Source organism: Corynebacterium sp. S5S1, assembly GCF_001913985.1.
Classification (GTDB): domain Bacteria; phylum Actinomycetota; class Actinomycetes; order Mycobacteriales; family Mycobacteriaceae; genus Corynebacterium; species Corynebacterium marquesiae.
In genome coordinates this window covers 50,029-66,306 of sequence record NZ_MKXT01000019.1, presented here as the reverse complement: position 1 = coordinate 66,306, position 16,278 = coordinate 50,029, and the positions used below count along the sequence as shown (strand labels likewise).

The 16,278-nt window shown below is 60.2% G+C and carries 14 protein-coding genes and 1 tRNA gene; 4 read left to right on the top strand and 11 right to left on the bottom strand.

The window, feature by feature from the left end; translation table 11 throughout:
* Positions 1–6: 6 nt before the first annotated feature.
* The 6 genes from BKN05_RS07850 to BKN05_RS07825 all read right to left on the bottom strand — a co-directional run bounded on the left by BKN05_RS07850 (position 7) and on the right by BKN05_RS07825 (position 6,969).
* Positions 7–819, bottom strand: coding sequence for an ABC transporter ATP-binding protein (locus tag BKN05_RS07850; protein ID WP_049378789.1), 813 nt, complete (start codon positions 817–819; stop codon positions 7–9).
* A 2-nt stretch (positions 820–821) separates the two neighbouring features.
* On the bottom strand, positions 822–1,805 hold the full coding sequence (locus BKN05_RS07845) for a FecCD family ABC transporter permease (protein WP_198492687.1): 984 nt from the start codon (positions 1,803–1,805) through the stop codon (positions 822–824).
* Positions 1,795–2,727, bottom strand: a complete 933-nt coding sequence (locus BKN05_RS07840; RefSeq protein WP_198492686.1) for a FecCD family ABC transporter permease — start codon at positions 2,725–2,727, stop codon at positions 1,795–1,797. The genes BKN05_RS07845 and BKN05_RS07840 overlap by 11 nt, the downstream gene beginning before the upstream one ends.
* 29 nt (positions 2,728–2,756) lie before the next feature.
* Complete coding sequence (locus BKN05_RS07835) at positions 2,757–3,632, bottom strand: ABC transporter substrate-binding protein (RefSeq protein ID WP_286688363.1); 876 nt, start codon at positions 3,630–3,632, stop codon at positions 2,757–2,759.
* A 151-nt stretch (positions 3,633–3,783) separates the two neighbouring features.
* A tRNA-Met gene (locus BKN05_RS07830) sits at positions 3,784–3,860 on the bottom strand.
* A 154-nt stretch (positions 3,861–4,014) separates the two neighbouring features.
* Complete coding sequence (locus BKN05_RS07825) at positions 4,015–6,969, bottom strand: UPF0182 family protein (RefSeq protein ID WP_286688362.1); 2,955 nt, start codon at positions 6,967–6,969, stop codon at positions 4,015–4,017.
* A gap of 123 nt (positions 6,970–7,092) precedes the next feature.
* Here BKN05_RS07825 and BKN05_RS07820 point away from each other — a divergent pair, with 123 nt between their 5' ends.
* Both BKN05_RS07820 and BKN05_RS07815 read left to right on the top strand, forming a co-directional pair.
* On the top strand, positions 7,093–7,629 hold the full coding sequence (locus tag BKN05_RS07820) for a PPA1309 family protein (protein ID WP_286688361.1): 537 nt from the start codon (positions 7,093–7,095) through the stop codon (positions 7,627–7,629).
* Between the two features lie 46 nt (positions 7,630–7,675).
* Entirely contained in the window at positions 7,676–8,344 is a 669-nt protein-coding gene (locus BKN05_RS07815; protein WP_284792096.1) for a beta-N-acetylglucosaminidase, read from the top strand.
* Between the two features lie 5 nt (positions 8,345–8,349).
* Here the strand turns inward: BKN05_RS07815 and BKN05_RS07810 are convergent, their stop codons facing one another.
* The gene (locus tag BKN05_RS07810; protein WP_286688360.1) at positions 8,350–9,414 is read right to left on the bottom strand and encodes a YlbL family protein; all 1,065 of its coding nucleotides are present in this window, start codon (positions 9,412–9,414) and stop codon (positions 8,350–8,352) included.
* A gap of 93 nt (positions 9,415–9,507) precedes the next feature.
* On the opposite strand from BKN05_RS07810, the gene BKN05_RS07805 reads away from it, so the two are divergent.
* The gene (locus BKN05_RS07805; protein WP_286688359.1) at positions 9,508–10,920 is read left to right on the top strand and encodes a zinc-dependent metalloprotease; all 1,413 of its coding nucleotides are present in this window, start codon (positions 9,508–9,510) and stop codon (positions 10,918–10,920) included.
* Here BKN05_RS07805 and BKN05_RS07800 read toward each other — a convergent pair.
* Positions 10,917–11,438 carry a M48 metallopeptidase family protein gene (locus tag BKN05_RS07800; protein ID WP_286688358.1) on the bottom strand — a complete coding sequence of 174 codons (522 nt, stop codon included), beginning with the start codon at positions 11,436–11,438 and terminating at the stop codon, positions 10,917–10,919. The two genes, BKN05_RS07805 and BKN05_RS07800, sit on opposite strands and share 4 nt — an antisense overlap.
* Before the next feature lie 62 nt (positions 11,439–11,500).
* Here BKN05_RS07800 and BKN05_RS07795 point away from each other — a divergent pair, with 62 nt between their 5' ends.
* Complete coding sequence (locus BKN05_RS07795; RefSeq protein WP_286688357.1) at positions 11,501–12,388, top strand: hypothetical protein; 888 nt, start codon at positions 11,501–11,503, stop codon at positions 12,386–12,388.
* Here the strand turns inward: BKN05_RS07795 and BKN05_RS07790 are convergent.
* From BKN05_RS07790 to BKN05_RS07780, 3 genes are read right to left on the bottom strand one after another with little or no spacing between them, the layout of a single operon-like run.
* On the bottom strand, positions 12,366–14,423 hold the full coding sequence (locus BKN05_RS07790) for an ATP-dependent DNA helicase UvrD2 (RefSeq protein ID WP_286688356.1): 2,058 nt from the start codon (positions 14,421–14,423) through the stop codon (positions 12,366–12,368). The two genes, BKN05_RS07795 and BKN05_RS07790, sit on opposite strands and share 23 nt — an antisense overlap.
* Positions 14,416–15,147 (bottom strand): NAD(+) diphosphatase, encoded by a 732-nt coding sequence (locus tag BKN05_RS07785; protein ID WP_286688355.1) that lies wholly within the window; start codon positions 15,145–15,147, stop codon positions 14,416–14,418. The genes BKN05_RS07790 and BKN05_RS07785 overlap by 8 nt, the downstream gene beginning before the upstream one ends.
* Positions 15,148–16,242, bottom strand: coding sequence for a potassium channel family protein (locus tag BKN05_RS07780; protein ID WP_049378777.1), 1,095 nt, complete (start codon positions 16,240–16,242; stop codon positions 15,148–15,150).
* Positions 16,243–16,278 lie beyond the last annotated feature (36 nt).

The window sequence follows — 16,278 nt, the reverse complement described above, 5'->3', positions numbered from 1 at the left end:
ATAGATTTATCTTCTTCCTTCTAGGGTTCCAGAAAATTCAGGAGCGTGCACGGAAATGGGTATGGGAAAGCGTCGACCGGTGGAGGGATCAGTCATCTCTAAACACTCAACATGGAAGGTTTCGCGTACGAGTTCAGCAGTCATCACCTCCTCGGTGGCCCCTTCGGCCACAATGCGTCCCTCACGCATGGCTACGATTCTATCGGCGTAACGCGCGGCATGGACCATATCGTGGACCACCATGACCACTGTGACCCCGGTGCCATTGAGATCTCGAATCAGATCCAAAATGGACAATTGGTGCGCGGGATCGAGGTAAGTAGTCGGCTCGTCAAGCAAGGTAATTGGCGTTTCTTGGGCCAAAGTCATAGCGAGGAAGACGCGCTGGCGCTGACCACCGGAAAGATCTGCCGCGGGGGCGTCGAGAAGCTCGCTCACCCCAGCACGCGAGGCAGCACGCTCAACCGCTGCATGATCTCCGGCCCGCATCGTCGCTAGCGCCCCTGTATAGGGATATCGGCCGTAACCGATGACGTCACGCACTAATACCCCTTCCGGAGCCACGGGATGTTGTGGCAGAAAAGAAACTTCACGGGCAAAGGCACGCGAGGAATACTTGCTGATATTTTGGTCCGCGAGGTGCACCGCGCCTGCGCTGGGCGTAAGTTGGCGGCCCAATGTCTTGAGAAGCGTCGATTTGCCACAGCCATTCGGCCCGATCAGAGCGGTTACTTGACCTCTGGATAAATGAAGATTTACGTCCTTGACCACATCGGGTCCACCGTAGCCCACGGTTAATCCGCTGCACGTCAGTGTCATGTCTAGCCTCCGTTTCGCACTCGGGTCAGTCGAGTCAATAGGAAAATGAAATACGGTGCACCGATCAGCGCGATGAGCGCGCCAACGGGGATTTCCGTGGGGGCGAAAGCCCAGCGACCGAGCGTATCGCATGCGGTCACAAGGACCGCGCCGCCTAGGGCTGCCACGGGTATTTGCCAGCGCAGGTTCGCGCCAACAACCAAGCGAGCAGCATGGGGGACGATGAGTCCGGCGAAGCCCAAGACCCCGGCGGCGGCGACTCCCGCTGCGCCGAGGATGACGGCTAAGGCTACTGCTATTAGTCGCCATATCTTGGTGCTCACGCCGATGCCGGCCATGGTGGAATCATCCAGCGCGAGCATATCCAGGTGTTTTGCCACCACCATCGCGGCGGTTAGGGCGAGAAGGATAAAGGGGGCGACAATGGTGGCATCGCCAAGCGAGCGGGCGTAAAGCGAACCTTTCAACCATGTCATGGCCGCTCCTGCCTCTGGGGCAGACCGCACCAGGAGCAATTCGGTGATGGCGCCCAGCCCAAAAGATACCGCCACCCCGGTAAGGGGCAGGCGCACCGGATCGCTTGCCCCGCGCCCGGCGAGGAGAAGAACCAGCCCAGTTCCAGCCAACGCTCCAATAAAGGCTATGAAAGTCAGCAGGTGGGCCGGCAGGGCGCCTGATCCCATGAGTACCGCAACGGCCGCGAGTCCGCCGCCGGAGGTAATACCCACCGTATCTGGTGCGGCCAAAGGATTGCGTAGCGCGGACTGCAATAGACAGCCAGAAACGGCCATGGCAATACCGGCGCAGATTCCCACCAAGATCCGCGGCGCGCGGTACTTCCAGATGAGCGGCTCTCCGGTAACGAAGGCGGTGATCACCTCGCCCGGCGGTTTCATCACCGCACCGACGCTCATGCCGATGATTGCGCTCAACGCCAACGCCAGGATGAGACCTACTAGCACCCCAACAAATCTCTTATGCCGCATGCTTCCTCCTCCCCAGCGCATGGACGGACCACAACACTAATGGCATGCCAGCCAAAGAAGTCACGATGCCCACTGGGGTCTCGGCCGGTGCCCAGATTCCCTGGCCAACCGAATCAGCCACCAAAAGCACCGCTGCTCCAACAATTCCAGCCACGCACAGCCCCATGCGGTGGTGCGGGCCGCACACCCGCCACGCTACGGCCGCGGCCATCAACCCTAAGAAGCCAATCGGCCCAGTTGCAGCTACGGCCGGAGCAATAAGCACTACCGCCGCCACAATGGCAGCCAACCGAATGCGCTCCGGCTTCGCGCCGACAGCACCGGCCATGGCATCGCCTGCTACGAGCAAGTCCAGCGTTTTTGCACCGACTAAGGTCAAGGGAACCACGACCAGCACGGCAATCAGCGCCGGCACAATATCGTCCAAGCGCACACCGGCAAGCCGGCCAGAAAGCCACGACATCACCGTAGCCAGCTGAGCTTCATCTATCACCAAGAAAATGGAGGTCAAGGCGCTACACAGTGCGGAAACGGCAACGCCAACGAGTACCATGCGCTGGATCGCACCGCTCTTGCCGACGCCCACCGTCACCCCCACAGCAATCCCCGCACCCAGCAGCGCACCGGGCAGCTGGTCAACGCTCGAGGTTTCGCTTCCTAAAAACATTGCGGTTGCGACTGCACCGAGTGCCGCACCGGAGTTCACACCAGTGATGGACGGATCGGCGAGCGGATTCGCGGTTGCCGTGCGCAGCAATAACCCACCTACACCTAGTGCAATACCGACCACCGTGGTAGCAAGGAGACGGTCAAAAGCCACGCTATGCAGCTCTTCTTCTAACCACGGGGTATCAACTGGCACCTGAACATGGCGGAGCCGCCACCACCACACAAAGGCAGCGGCAGCGGTTGCAAGGACCAAGCAGACGCTGGCTTTAGTTCGAGGTGCCACTACTTTTCAGCGGCGATCATGTCATCGAGCATATGCTCGGCGGAAAGCGGCCCGCGGGCGCGCGACCAGATATCTTGGTCCACCTCTACGATGTCGCCGCTGCCCTTGGCATAGGGCGTCTTTTTAAACGCATCGACGTCCTTGTACATAAAGACTCGGTCAGCCTTCATACCAGGGAGCTTATCGCCGGTCAGTTCCGCTACATCAGTCTTAGATTCGATGGATGACTTCTCACCTTCGAAAACATAATCATAGCCCACCTCGCTCAGTAGCGACTGGGGGAAGGAAGGGTTGACCCAGGTATAGAGCATCTCACTGGACCACCCAGCCACAACAGCACGGCTGCCCGGCTTTACCGCGTCCTTGGTCTGAGCAATCTTGTCCTCGATGCGCTGACGGACTTCTTTGGCCTTTTCCTCTTTACCTAGCTTGGCCGCGATCTCATCCATCGAGTCCAGCACGTCCAAGTAAGTCTCATCTGGGTAGGATTCGGTCTGCGCAATCTCTTCCAGCTGCGGCATGATATCGGCTTGACGGGTAGGGCTAGCCAAAATCAGATCTGGTTCCAAAGACTGGATAACTTCTAGGTTCGGCTGCTTGGCTTGGCCCACAGAGGTTGCCTGCCCCAGCTGCTCTTTCAAAGTGGTCGGTGCCTCCGACTTACCGATTTCCACGGTTCCCACTGGGTCCACATCGAGGGCCTTGAGAATTTCCTCGTAGCGCCAATCAAGCGCCACAACTCGCTCGATCTTCTTTTCTCCGTTTCCTTCCTTAGAAGAAGAATCAGAAGAACACGCAACAAGGCCTGCGCCTAGGGCTAGGGTGGCTACGAGTGCGATAACTGCACGCACATTCATGAAGTCTTTCTTTTGCATAGCCTTACCTTACTCAGGTGAGGGTTTGCTGTCTAGGGTCTGATTGCCACGTTCCCGATACGGACCATGTTGCCGCACGTCCGCTAGAATCCGCCCAGTAAGCAAAAATAAAAAATGACCCTCACCGGCGAACCGATGAGGGCCTGGAAGTTGGTAGCGGGGGCAGGATTCGAACCTACGACCTCTGGGTTATGAGCCCAGCGAGCTACCGAGCTGCTCCACCCCGCGTCGAGATGACTTCCATCATCTGCGCTTGAACAGTGCGTTAACACAAAGTGTATTCGCTCTGTCCTGGCGACTCATGTAACTATACATAGGGAAAGGCACCTACCCAAATCCGCTGGGCAGGTGCCTAATCCATCGCGATTATAAGCCGGAACTACTAGTCCGTCTTCTGATAAGACTCCACAGCCTTATCGAGCTCATCTAGGGCGCGTCCGTATTCCTCGAAGGAACCATCGCGTGCATCTTCAAGCCCCTTCAGGGCCTTGTTGATGTCATCGATGGCGCCCGCCTCGTCGGAAGAAGACGGAGCGGAAGCTGGAGCCGAAGGCTTATCGTCCTTGGACTCGTCCTTCTTCTCCTCATCCTTGGCGCCGTCCTTGTCCTCGGAATCGCCGTCAACTTCCTCGATGTTCTGGGCAGACTTGGCGTCGATTCCCACCTGCTCGAGGGCATCGCCGATGGTCGGGGCATAGCCCACGCGGCCCTTATAGGACACGAGCACGCGCAACAGCTTCGGGAAGGCAGAGGCCTGGTCCTTGCGCTGCGAGTAGATCGGCTCGAGGTACAGGATTTCGCCACCACCGACTGGCAGGGCTAGCAGGTTGCCGTTGTGCAGGTCATTGGTGCCCTCCCACAGGGTGCGGTCGCGGGCGACCTGGTCGGAGGACATCATCGCATCCTGCGCCTGCTTCGGGCCCTGGGTCTGTGTATTGGTGGGCAGTACGCGCACGGTGATATCGCCGTAGTTCTCCGGTTCGGAGGATACGGCCATGTGCGCAGACAAGAACTCGCGGTTAAGACCACGGTAAGAGGTGGTCAGCTGGAAGGTCGGCTTGCCGGTCTCCGGGTCAGCGGCCATCACGTAGTACGGCGGCTGATTGAGCTGACGGGATTCCTCCGCGGTGGGGTCATTCGGCACGGACCAGAAGGCATCGTTATTGAAGAAGACATTCGGGTCATCCACGTGGTAGCGCGCCAACAGGTCACGCTGCACCTTGAACATATCCTCCGGATAGCGGAAGTGCTCGCGCAGCTCATCGGAGATCTCAGCCTCAGGCTTAACGACGTCCGGGAACACACCCTCCCAAGCCTTGAGCACTGGGTCATTCTTGTCGAACTCGTAGAGGTCCACAGTGCCGTCATAGGCATCGACGGTGGCCTTGACCGAGTTGCGGATATAGCCGACCTTGTCATTGACCAAGCGCTGGGTGGTGCCATCGGGATTAAGGGTGTCCTGGGTGGCGTCGGAAAGTGAGGCACGCTGGGAATAAGGCAGGGACTCCAAGGTGGTATAGCCATCCACAATCCACTTCAGGCGGCCATCAACCACGGCCGGGTAGGTAGCGGAATCGGTGGTCAGCCACGGAGCAACCTTCTCCACGCGCTCGCGCGGATCGCGGTCATACAGCAGCTTGGACTCGCTGCCGACGCGATCCGAGAGCAGGAAGTTCAGCTCGCGATACTTGGCGGCATACATGGTGCGGTCAAAGATATTGCCGATGCCAACGCCGCCCTTGCCGTCATAGGTATAGGTGGAGCTATCGGTGTCGTACTCGACCGGGTTATCGCCGGTCTTGCCGGTAATCGCATAATCCATGCCATCGGCCGCACCGGCAATGACCGGGCCGTAGTAGATGCGCGGCTGATCAACCTTAATGCCAAGGGACTTCTCTGCGTCCTGAGTTTCGCCTTCACCCTCGGACTCGCCGGCCTGGGTCTGTAGGTCAGACACGGTAAAGATGGGGAAGCCACCGCGGGCAGACCCTGCATCGCGAGCTACCTCGTCGACTTTATTGGCCTGCGCTGCCACAAAACCGTTGCCGTGGGTGTAGACGGTGTGGCGGTTAATCCAGTCCGACTGATTCTCCCGCAGCTCGTTCGGATCCAGCTCGCGGGCGGCGACGACGAAGTCACGCTTCTTGCCGTCGATCTCGTAGCGGTCCATCGACAACGTCTCTGGGAAGCCGTAGAAGTTCTTCAGCTGCTGCATCTGGGTAAAGGTAGGAGAAAGGATCTCCGGATCCAGCAGGCGGAGGTTATTGATAGTGGCGTTATCAGAGGCCACCTTGTCATCAGAGACATCATCCCCGCCCCAGTTATCTTCATAGGTGACGTGGTCATCAGTGAGCCCATAGGCATAGCGGGTGGCCTCGATATTGCGGGCGATGGATTCTTCTTCCTTTGCCTGGCGGTTGGGCTGTACGGAAAAGCGCTCCATCAGCAGCGGCCATGCCTGGCCAATGACCAGCGAGGACAGCAGCATCAGCACCACGGCCAGGCCGGGGATGCGCAGGTCCTTGATGACAACGGCCATAAACAGGGCCACGGCCACGAAGATGCCAATGATCATCAAGATAATTTTCGCCGGCAGGTAGGCGTGAATATCGGTATAGGAACCACCGGTAAAGAGGTCGTGCTGGGTATTAAGCAGCTCATAGCGCTCCAGCCAGTAGCCGATGACTTGGACTACCATCCACAGGCCGGCGGTAATCGCCAGCTGCAGACGAGCGGGGTGGGAGATGGAGCCGCGCACACCGGCGGCTTTATTACCAATGCGGATGCTGCCCAGCACGTAGTGGCCGAAAAGCGCGATGAGGAAGGCCAGAATCAACAGGATGGATAGGGTGCTGACCACCATCTTTAGAACTGGCAACGTGAAGGCATAAAAACCTAGGTCGTGGTGGAACTGGGCGTCTTGTTCGCCGAATTCCTGGCCGTTGAGGAAGAGCAGTACCGTGCGCCAATTGGACTGGCCGATGAAACCGGCGATGATGCCCACGATGGCGGGGATGACCTTGAAGAAGACGCCCATGGACTTCTCAATGGACTTGCGGTACTGATACACCGGCGAGTTCAGGTCTCCCAAGTCGAGCGAATCCGGGCGCCCGCGCCAGGCAAAGTAGCCGGCGGCCCACACCACTGCAGCGGCCACAAGACCGAAGATGATAAAGAGGACTATCCGCGCCATAATCGCGGTGGTGAAGACGTTCCGGTATTCAATCGCACCAAACCACCTCCAATCCGTGTACATGCCCACGAGCATGGGGCCGAAGAACAAGAGGACGGCAATGATGGCCGCAATGATTGTCGCGACCCGCGGGGGCCGCTTCAACGGGGCGGCTGGTGTGGATGACCCTAAGGACAACGCCAGCTCCAATCAACTAGTGCGAATTTAAAACCTGTAGACTTCTTCCAGCTTAAGGAAGCAATACACAGATAACGAATAAGGATGTTCATGAGTTCCCCCGAATTATCACAGCCAGCTTTAAACCGCGCGATGACCGAAGCCGTCGAATTCGTCCACGCCGAAGGCTGGGGCGCCCGGCCCACCATCTTCGCGCTGGTTCCCACCCACTTGGTAGCCGATCAGCTTGCCGCGCTCGATGAGGAGGACGCCGCACCGCTTACGCTCATCGTGCAGGATAATGTGCCCGAAAACATTGAGCCTGGCTCAGAGCAGCTGGCCGATTATGTCTCCCGCCTGGCCTGGCCCCGGGAGGTTGCCGGCGTCATCTTGGCCCAAGAAATTAAGTTCCGCGATACCTCTAGCGAGGACCCCTCCCCTCGCCCGGCGCGCCTTTATTCCGGGGCACTGCGAGAGGAAGGCATCGAAACCACCTTGCTGCAGCTGCGTCCCACCGAGGAGGAGCTGGAAGCGGCCGGACCGTTCGCAGAAGATGACATCCAGCTACGCGGCGGCCCACAGGTAGCTCCGGGGGTCATTGCGGCTTTGCGCTATGGGCTGAACCAAGACCCGGATGCGCTAGATTAGACTGAAGTGACAATTCTCGCCTGCGACTAAGGAGCATTTTCCTACCGTGCGACGCACTACTCTCACTCGCCTGACCGCCACCCGCGCCACCGCAGCAGCGCTTCTGCTGGGTGTAGGCGTGAGCACTGCCGCTTGTTCCTCGGACGATGCCGCGCCTGCCGACGCCCCCGTGGAGACCACCGCCGCCGGCGCCGAGACCACCGCCCCTGCGGCGGATACCGCTGAGGAAACCAGCACCGTCTCTAGCTCCTCCACCATTGAGTCCAGCGCTGAATCGAGCGCGGCGGAAAGCTCGGAGGCGTCGGAGGGGGCGTCGGCAAGCAAGGAGCCCGGAACCGAAAAGTTGGAAAAGTCTGTGGCCAAGGCCTATGACATCTTTGCTCCGGTAGCGCCCAAGGAGCTTTTCGCCCTCTTTGACCGCTGCGATTCCACGGGCGGGGACGATTCCTATAACTGCTCTGGGCCAGAGGTAGGCCAGTTCCAGTTCTTCCGCTCGCACTCCAAGGCGAAGCAAACCACGCAGGTGCTTACCGAGCTGCGCAGCTCGCAGGTCATTGAGGATGACGGCGACCGCGTCGTAGGCTGGTCCACCTTGGGAACCACCGCGGTCATTACCGTAGTGGACAATAAAGAAGGCATGGTCATGCAGCAGATGATCTCCTCCGACCAAGAAGACCCAGAAGAGAAGATCAAGGAGCTGGGCCTAGCTAAGTAGGCTGGCTACTGGCAGGTTTTAATATCCTTGCCGTCCGCGAAGTCCTTCATCGTGGACACTGCCTCATCCAAGGTGGAAACTTCCGCGATGGGCATATCGCCATGGTCGCTCGCGGCGGCCTCGGAGCAATTATCCTTCGGCGCGAGGAAGAGCTCCGCTCCGGCCTCGTGCGCCGCGGCGATTTTATGTTGGATGCCGCCAATGGGGCCTACCTGGCCGTCTTCCTGAATTGTGCCCGTACCGGCCACGAACTTGCCGCCGGTGAGGTCTTCCTCGTTGAGCTTATCGATGACCGCCAGGGTAAACATCATGCCGGCGGAGGGACCGCCAATATCCTGCAGGTTGTATTTGACCTTAATATCGTCTTGCGGGACCGAGAGCATGGCGATGCCCAGCATTGCCTGCCCCTTCTGCTGGGGGTTCTCCCCTAGCTCTATTTCTTCTTCTTGCTTCTTGCCGCCACGCTGGACGGTCAGCGTGGCCTTATCGCCCGGGATTTTCTGCTTGATGACGTCTTGGACCTCGCCTGGCTCCGAGACCTCCTTGCCGTCTACTGCGGTAAGGACATCGTCCTTTTTCAGCGCGCCCTGCGCCGCGCCCTCATCCATGACTTCCGCGATGGTGATCTTCACCGGCAGGTGCAGGTAATCCATTGCCGCGACGGTTGCGGCAGACTCGGACTGGGTAAAGGCCTGCTTATTGGACTCTTCTACCTCTTTATCGCTCATGTTCTGCGGAATGACGGTATCGATGGGCACGATGGTGTCATCGGTCATCATCCAGCGGCCTAGCGCCTGCGCCAGGGTCATATTGGTGCGCACAGAGACCGTGGTCATGTTGAGGTGGCCGTCGGTGTCATAGGTTTTCGGCGCCTGGACATCGACGACCTGAGTGCCGTCGACCTCCCCCAACGTGTCCACCGTGGGACCTGGCCCCTCAGCGGCATAAGGCACGGTCAAAGACACATCAGTGCCAGGGATATGGTCAAGCGATACCAACGCACCGGTGAGGACGACGGGGATGGCACCCCAAGCAATGGTGCGGACGCGACGGCTAGCAGGAGAATTCACGGATCAATACCCTACAACCTTTGCCGTAGTGTTCGCTGTCAGCGTAGCGGGGATCATGGAAAGTAGCCGGACGGTGCCGGTAGATTAGGACGCATGAGCAACGGATTCGGTTTTTCTTTCCCCAATAACGATGACGACGATAATGACGGACGTCGTGACCAGAACCCGTTCGGCGCATTCGGCGGCGCTAATGGTGGCGGCCTGGGTGACATGCTGAACCAGTTCGGTCAGATGCTGTCCGGCATGGGCTCTTCCATGAACTCGCCGGAAAACTCCGGCCCAGTCAATTACGACATGGCTAAGCGCATCGCCCTGCAGCAGATCTCGCAGTCCAAGGCGGTAAGCGCGGACGATACCAAGGCTGTAGAGGAATCCGTCCGCTTGGCGGAGCTCTGGCTTGATGACGCCACCTATTTGCCCACCGCCTCCGGCACGGCCAAGGCTTGGGATTCCAAGCAATGGTTGGAAGAGACCATGCCTGCGTGGCAGCGCATGGTCACCCCGGTGGCAGAGCACATGAATGATGCTCAGCTGGACTCCATGCCGGAAGAGGCCCGCGAGATGATGGGCCCCATGACCAAGATGATGAACCAGATGTCTGGCATGAACTTTGGCATGCAGCTTGGCCACGCCTTGGGCGATTTGGCCTCCCAGGCGCTGACCGGCTCCGATTTCGGCCTGCCCATCGCCCCAGCCAATACCGTGGCACTATTGCCACAGACCATCCAGAAGGTCGCCCGCGAGCTTAATGTTCCTGGCCAGGAAGTGCTGGTTTATATTGCCGCCCGCGAGGCTGCCCGCCAGCGCCTGTTCAAGCACGTGCCCTGGCTGGTAGAGCGCATCGTCTCCTCTGTAGAGGAATATGCCATCGGCCTGGTTATTGATACCTCCCATCTGGAGGAAGTCACCCGCGAGCTCAACCTCGAGTCCGGCGATCCACAGGCAATCCAGGACGCGATGAGCAAATTGCAGGGCATGGACCTCTCCCCGCGCATTACCTCCAAGAACACTGCGGCCGCATCCCGCCTCGAGACCCTGTTGGCACTCGTTGAAGGCTGGGCCGAGCACGTCGTTACTGAGGCACTGGGCGAGCGCATCCCGTCGACCTCGAAGCTGACCCAGGCATGGGCTCACCGCCGCAGCACCGGCGGTTCCGCCGAGAACGCCTTCAGCAAGGTGGTCGGCATCGAACTTAATGCCCCGAAGGTCTCTGAGGCCGCTGAGCTATGGCGCCGCGCCACCGTCGCCGTAGGCGCGGAAAAGCGCGATAAGGCCTGGGATCACCCGGACTTCCTGCCCACTGCAGAGCACCTCGATAACCCGGCCGCCTTCATCGACTCCCTGCTGGACGAAGGCCCGGATGAGGGCTTCGAAGAAGAGTTTGCCAAGTTGGAGGAAATGCTCAAAAACGGCGAGGATTCCTCTGCCGCGCAAGGCGACGAGTCCGAGAAGCCGGAAGGCGAAGACGAGAAGAAGGACAAGGGCAACGAGGACGAGGAGAACTAGCAGCCCCAGCGCTGATAGGCCTCAAGATAGCCCTTCGCCCGCTCAGCGTGGGGCGCCCTGTCCGCCCACTGCCAAAAATCCCGCCCATGACGCGGGATAAAGGTGTGGGTGAGCTCGTGCATAATCACTGAATCCAGCACATAGTCCGGCACGTGTTGCAGCCGGTCGCTCAGCCGAATGTCCGCGGTGGAGGTAGTACAGCTACCCCATCGCGTATTTTGATTGCTCACCCACCGAATAGAGCCGATGGTTGCACGGCCATCTAAATACGCCGCGTTGAGCCGCCGCGCATGTTCTTCGAGCTGGGCGTCCGTGCGGCGGCCACTGCCCTGTTTCTTCTCCACCCGCGCCAACATGTCTGCGACGGCATCGCGCTCATCCCTCACGGACATCCACGCGGGAATGCGTACCTCGAGCACCCCGGATACCATGCGCGCCTGCACGGTTTTCTTCCGCTTGGCAGAGCGAATGACTTTAACCTCTGGGGGCTGCGGTGCGATGGGCTGCGTGCTCGACATGACAGGTGATTGTACCTGTGGTGCAATGGAGACCACATACTTCGGGGGAAGGGGTTAAAAGCGTGGGGATTTCTGCCACCCAAGTGGTCTTGGCGCCAGGCAGCGCAGTGTTGTGCCGCGAGGAAACGGTGATCCAATTTGGCATGGATGCCACCCGCGTTGGGGTTGCGGAAACTGGAAGCGCGCTCACCGTCGCGACGGCTTTCAACACCGCTCGCGAACCAGTGTCCCCGGAGGACTTATCTGAACGACTGCGTGCTGCAGGGCTTGAGAAGGCGGCGGCGCTGAGCCTCATTGAAGACGCACTGGACTACGGCATCCTCTGGCCACACAACGAGGCCGATGCCAAGGCAGACACCATTGTCCTCATGGGAGGATCCGCCTTGGCGGAGAGGCTCCGCGCGCGCCTTGAGGCGGATGGCTTCCAGGTCCGCATCCCGTTGGAGGAAGACAATGTCTTTTCCTATATCCACGACCTCGACGGCATGTATCCAGTACTTGCTGTGGACCAGCTGCACTGCCCACTGGATTGTGCGAATGCACTCGCGGGCACAGACACTACGTGGATTCCGGTGTCTTTGCTGGACAATCGTGGCGTCATCGGGCCTGTACGGCTGCGGGGCCAAGGACCGTGCCCATTGTGTGCGCACTTGGCCCGCGTGGATATGGACCCACTGTGGAATATCATCAGCACCCAGCTCACCCGCGTGCGCCGCACTCCGGAAGCCGTGGTGCTCGATGCGGTCTCGGCGCACACGCAGGTGACTATAAGACGACTGATGGGGCGGCCGCTGCCGCCAGGCGCACCGACCACAAAGCCGCGCCCCGGACAGCAGTGGGAGGTCGATGTCTACGGACACCATCAGCAGCGCACCGTCATTGCGCATCCACGCTGCCCGGTGTGCTTCGGCGGCAAGACCAACCTGGCTAGCTGCGAACCGAACGAATAACCTCTAGTACTTGGGCGCCGTAGCGCTCCAGCTTGCTAGGGCCTACGCCAGAAATGGAGAGCATCTCTGCCTCATCGGAGGGCAATTCCTCCGAAATCGCCTGCAGGGTGGCATCGGAAAAGATGACATAGGCCGGAACCTTTTCCTGGCGCGCAATCTGGGACCGCCACGAGCGTAAGGCGGCAAAGACCTCTTCATCGCCGCCGCCTTCACAATCTTCATGGCGGCCTATGACCTTTTCCGCCGGTGTTCCCAGCGGACCAGAGCACACGCGGCAGCGCTTCGGGCGGCGTGAGCGAGACCCACTGCCGGAGGCATCTTCGGCCGCCGGAACGATGCCATCGAGGAAGCGCGTGCGCTCGCGCGAAGCCCGCGAGCCGGTAGTCTTCGCCAGCGCCCATGACAGTGCGAGGTGCTCACGGGCGCGGGTAATACCCACGTAGAAAAGGCGGCGCTCCTCTTCTACCTGTTCGTCGCCGGCCTTAATGGCATGGTTGATGGGCATAAGCTTTTCCGTTAGCCCCACGAGGAATACCGCGTCCCATTCCAAGCCCTTGGCGGCGTGCACGGTAGCCAGCGTCACGCCTTCCATGGCTGGGGCCTGCTTATCGGTAGAGCGCCGGCGCAACTCCCCCAGCACCCCGTTGAGATCGATGCCAGGAGTGGATTCCACAATCTTTTCGATGAGCCCAACCAGCGCGTTGAGGGACTGCCAGCGCTCACGGGCCTGGGCGCCTTGCGGCTCGGTGGAGCTCAAACCCAGCTCGACAAACGCAGCCCGAGCAATCGCCACTGGGTCATCCGGCAGGTCCTCGCGGCGGGTCGCGGCGATAAGCACGCGGATAGCCTCCAGGATTTCCGGGCGGCGGAAAAAGCCCTCGCCGCCGCGGACTTGGTAGACCACTCCGGCGTCAGCAAGCGCCTGCTCAAACTGCTCCGACTGGGCATTGATGCGGTACAGGATGGCAATCTCGGAGGCCGGCACGCCCTGGTCCAGCAGCGTGAGGACCTGGCCGGCCACCTCCTGGGCCTCAATCTCTTCGGACTCATAGGCCTTGAAGGTGGGCTCGGGACCGGGCTCGCGCATGCCTTGCAGCTCCAAGCGCGTGCCAGCTGCGCGGCCGGTGGCCTTGCCGATGACCCGGTTGGCCAGGTCAGTTACCTGCGGCGTAGAGCGGTAGTCGCGCTGCAGCTTGACCACGGTGCCATCCGGGTACGTGCGTGAGAAATTGAGCAGGTAGTCCGGGGAGGCGCCGTTGAAGGAATAGATGGTCTGGTTAGCATCGCCCACCACGGTAAGGTCATCGCGTTCGCCCAACCAAGCGTTGAGCACCCGCTGCTGCAGCGGGGTAACATCCTGGTACTCATCGACGACAAAGGTGCGGTACTGCTCACGGAAGGTCTCCGCAATCGCCGGCACATTCTCGATGGCACCTGCGATGTGCATGAGCAGGTCATCGAAGTCCAAGTGCATCATGTCCGGCGTGGCCTTGGACTGCTCGTAGCGGCGGAAGGCCTCTGCTACCTTGGCCGGATCGGCCGGTGCACTGCGGTACGTATTGGCGATCACGGACTCATAATCTTCGGCGCTGACCAGCGCGGACTTAGCCCACTCGATCTCGGCCAGGACGTCTCGAATCATGTCCTTGGAATTATCCAGCCCCACCGAGCGCACCGCGCGGGCAACTAGGGGGAATTTATTATCCAGCAGCTGCCACGGAAGATCTCCTGCTACCTGCGGCCAGAAATACTTCAACTGGCGGCGCGCCGCCGCGTGGAAGGTCTGCGCCTGCACGCCGGCCACGCCCATAGTGCGCAGGCGATCGCGCATTTCTCCGGCCGCTCGCGCCGTGAAGGTCACCGCAAGCACGCGCTGCGGGCTCACAAAGCCTTGGTCCACCAAGTTGGCAATGCGATAGGTAATAGTGCGGGTCTTGCCCGTACCCGCGCCGGCCAAGATGCACACGGGCCCGCGCGGCGCCGTGGCCGCGCGCAGCTGATCTTCATCCAGCAGGGACAAATCCGGCTTAGTCACCGTGATACCACTCCATGATCATCGTGTGTGCAATTGAACCCGGACGTGGAAGCTTTAGCTCAAGGAGCTCGGCGCGCTCCACCCACCGGATTTCTTCCAATTCCCCATCAGTATGGCAGGTGGGGTGGACATCAGCCGTGCGCGCACAAAAGCCCAGCATAAGGGAGCCACTCGGTGGCCACGCCTGCGAGCCCCAATAGCGAATATCGTCCACCTTGCGCCCGGTTTCTTCCAGGGCCTCGCGTGCAAAAGCAGCCTCTGCGGTCTCGCCCGGCTCAACGTAACCAGCGATCAGGGAGAAAAAGCTAGTGCGGCGGCGATTGCGCGCCAGCAAAATCCGGTCGGTGCCGCTGAGGCGAATAAGCCCGATGACGGCAGGATCTAGGCGTGGGAAAACCATCCGGCGCTCGTCCAAGGGATCGCGTCCCACGATTCCCGGTGCTGGGTAGTCCAGCTTGTGACCGGTGCGCGGATCAAAGCGCTGCTCGCGCCGGTTGCGGATCAGCGCAATCGCCTGCAAAATCACCGGTCGGTCCGCAAAGAACGTCGCGCTTTCTAGCCGGCCCAGCTCGCTAGCACCGTCTTCCGGATACGCGCACGCCTGCAGGGTACCTAGGTCCACTACTGCGTGCTTGCCGACGCCCCCGGGAACCTTCTCCACCAGCACCGGTTCCCCCGCTGCCGTAACCGGAACCTGGCCGTGAGGAGTTACTGGGAGGAACATTTAGTCCTCATCATCATCGTCCATGACCTCGATGGGCTGTTCCATCTCATGCTTGATGTAGAGCAGGCGGTCGCCCGGCTTCAGCGCGGAGGCATCCGCGGTATCCACGCGGTGCAGCTCGTTATTGCGCAGGACAGCCAGCACGATATCTGCCAGGTGGCGTGGGTTGGACCCTACCTCGAATTCGCGCACGGCGCGCTCGGCTACGGAAAAACCCTCGTTGGGTGAAAGCAGGTCTTCCATCATCTCCACCACCGTCGGGGTGACGGTGGCCAGGCCTAGCAGTCGACCGGCCGTCTCAGCGGAGGTGACCACGGAATCCGCACCGGATTGGAGCAACAGGTGACGGTTTTCGGACTCGCGCACCGACGCCACGATCTTGGCCTTGGGCGCAAGCTCTCGCACGGAGAGGCAGCACAGCACCGCGGTATCGTCCGTGGATGGGGTAACGACAATGGAGCTGGCGTGCTCTACCCCAGCGATCTTTAGCACGTCCTGCTTGGTGCCGGAACCAAAGATGGTGACCAATCCGTGGTGCTCGGCGTGAGCGAGGGACGCACGGTTGGTATCGATGACCACGATCTGGGAGGACGGAACATCATCGGCCAGCAGCGCGGCCACGGCTCCGGCGCCCTTGGTGCCATAACCGATAACGACGGTGTGGTTACGCAATTGCTTTCTCCAGTTCTGGATTTGGAAAGTACGGCGGGCCTTATCCGTCAACACGGACAAGGTCGCGCCGACCAATAAAACAAGGAAGATCAGGCGGGCAGGGGTAATAAGCACTAAGTTAATGAACCTGGCCTGCGGGGACACGGGCACGATATCGCCGTAACCCACGGTGGTCAGGGACACCGCCGCATAGTAGGCGGAGTCCAATAACGACATGTCCTCGCTATACCCACCGCCGTCCACATAGACCACGATGGTCACGAAGACAACGATGCCAAAAGCCCACAGCACACGCTTGCCCAGCTGACGCCACGGGCTGGAATTTTCATCCCTCGGCACCGTAATGACATCAATGAGCGCGTGATCCGGCTGCGAGGACAGCTCGACCTGCGGCAAGAAGCGACTTCTAAAGCGTGACTTCATTGCCTGCGCACGTTTTTGGGCCACTAGTCCAGCCTT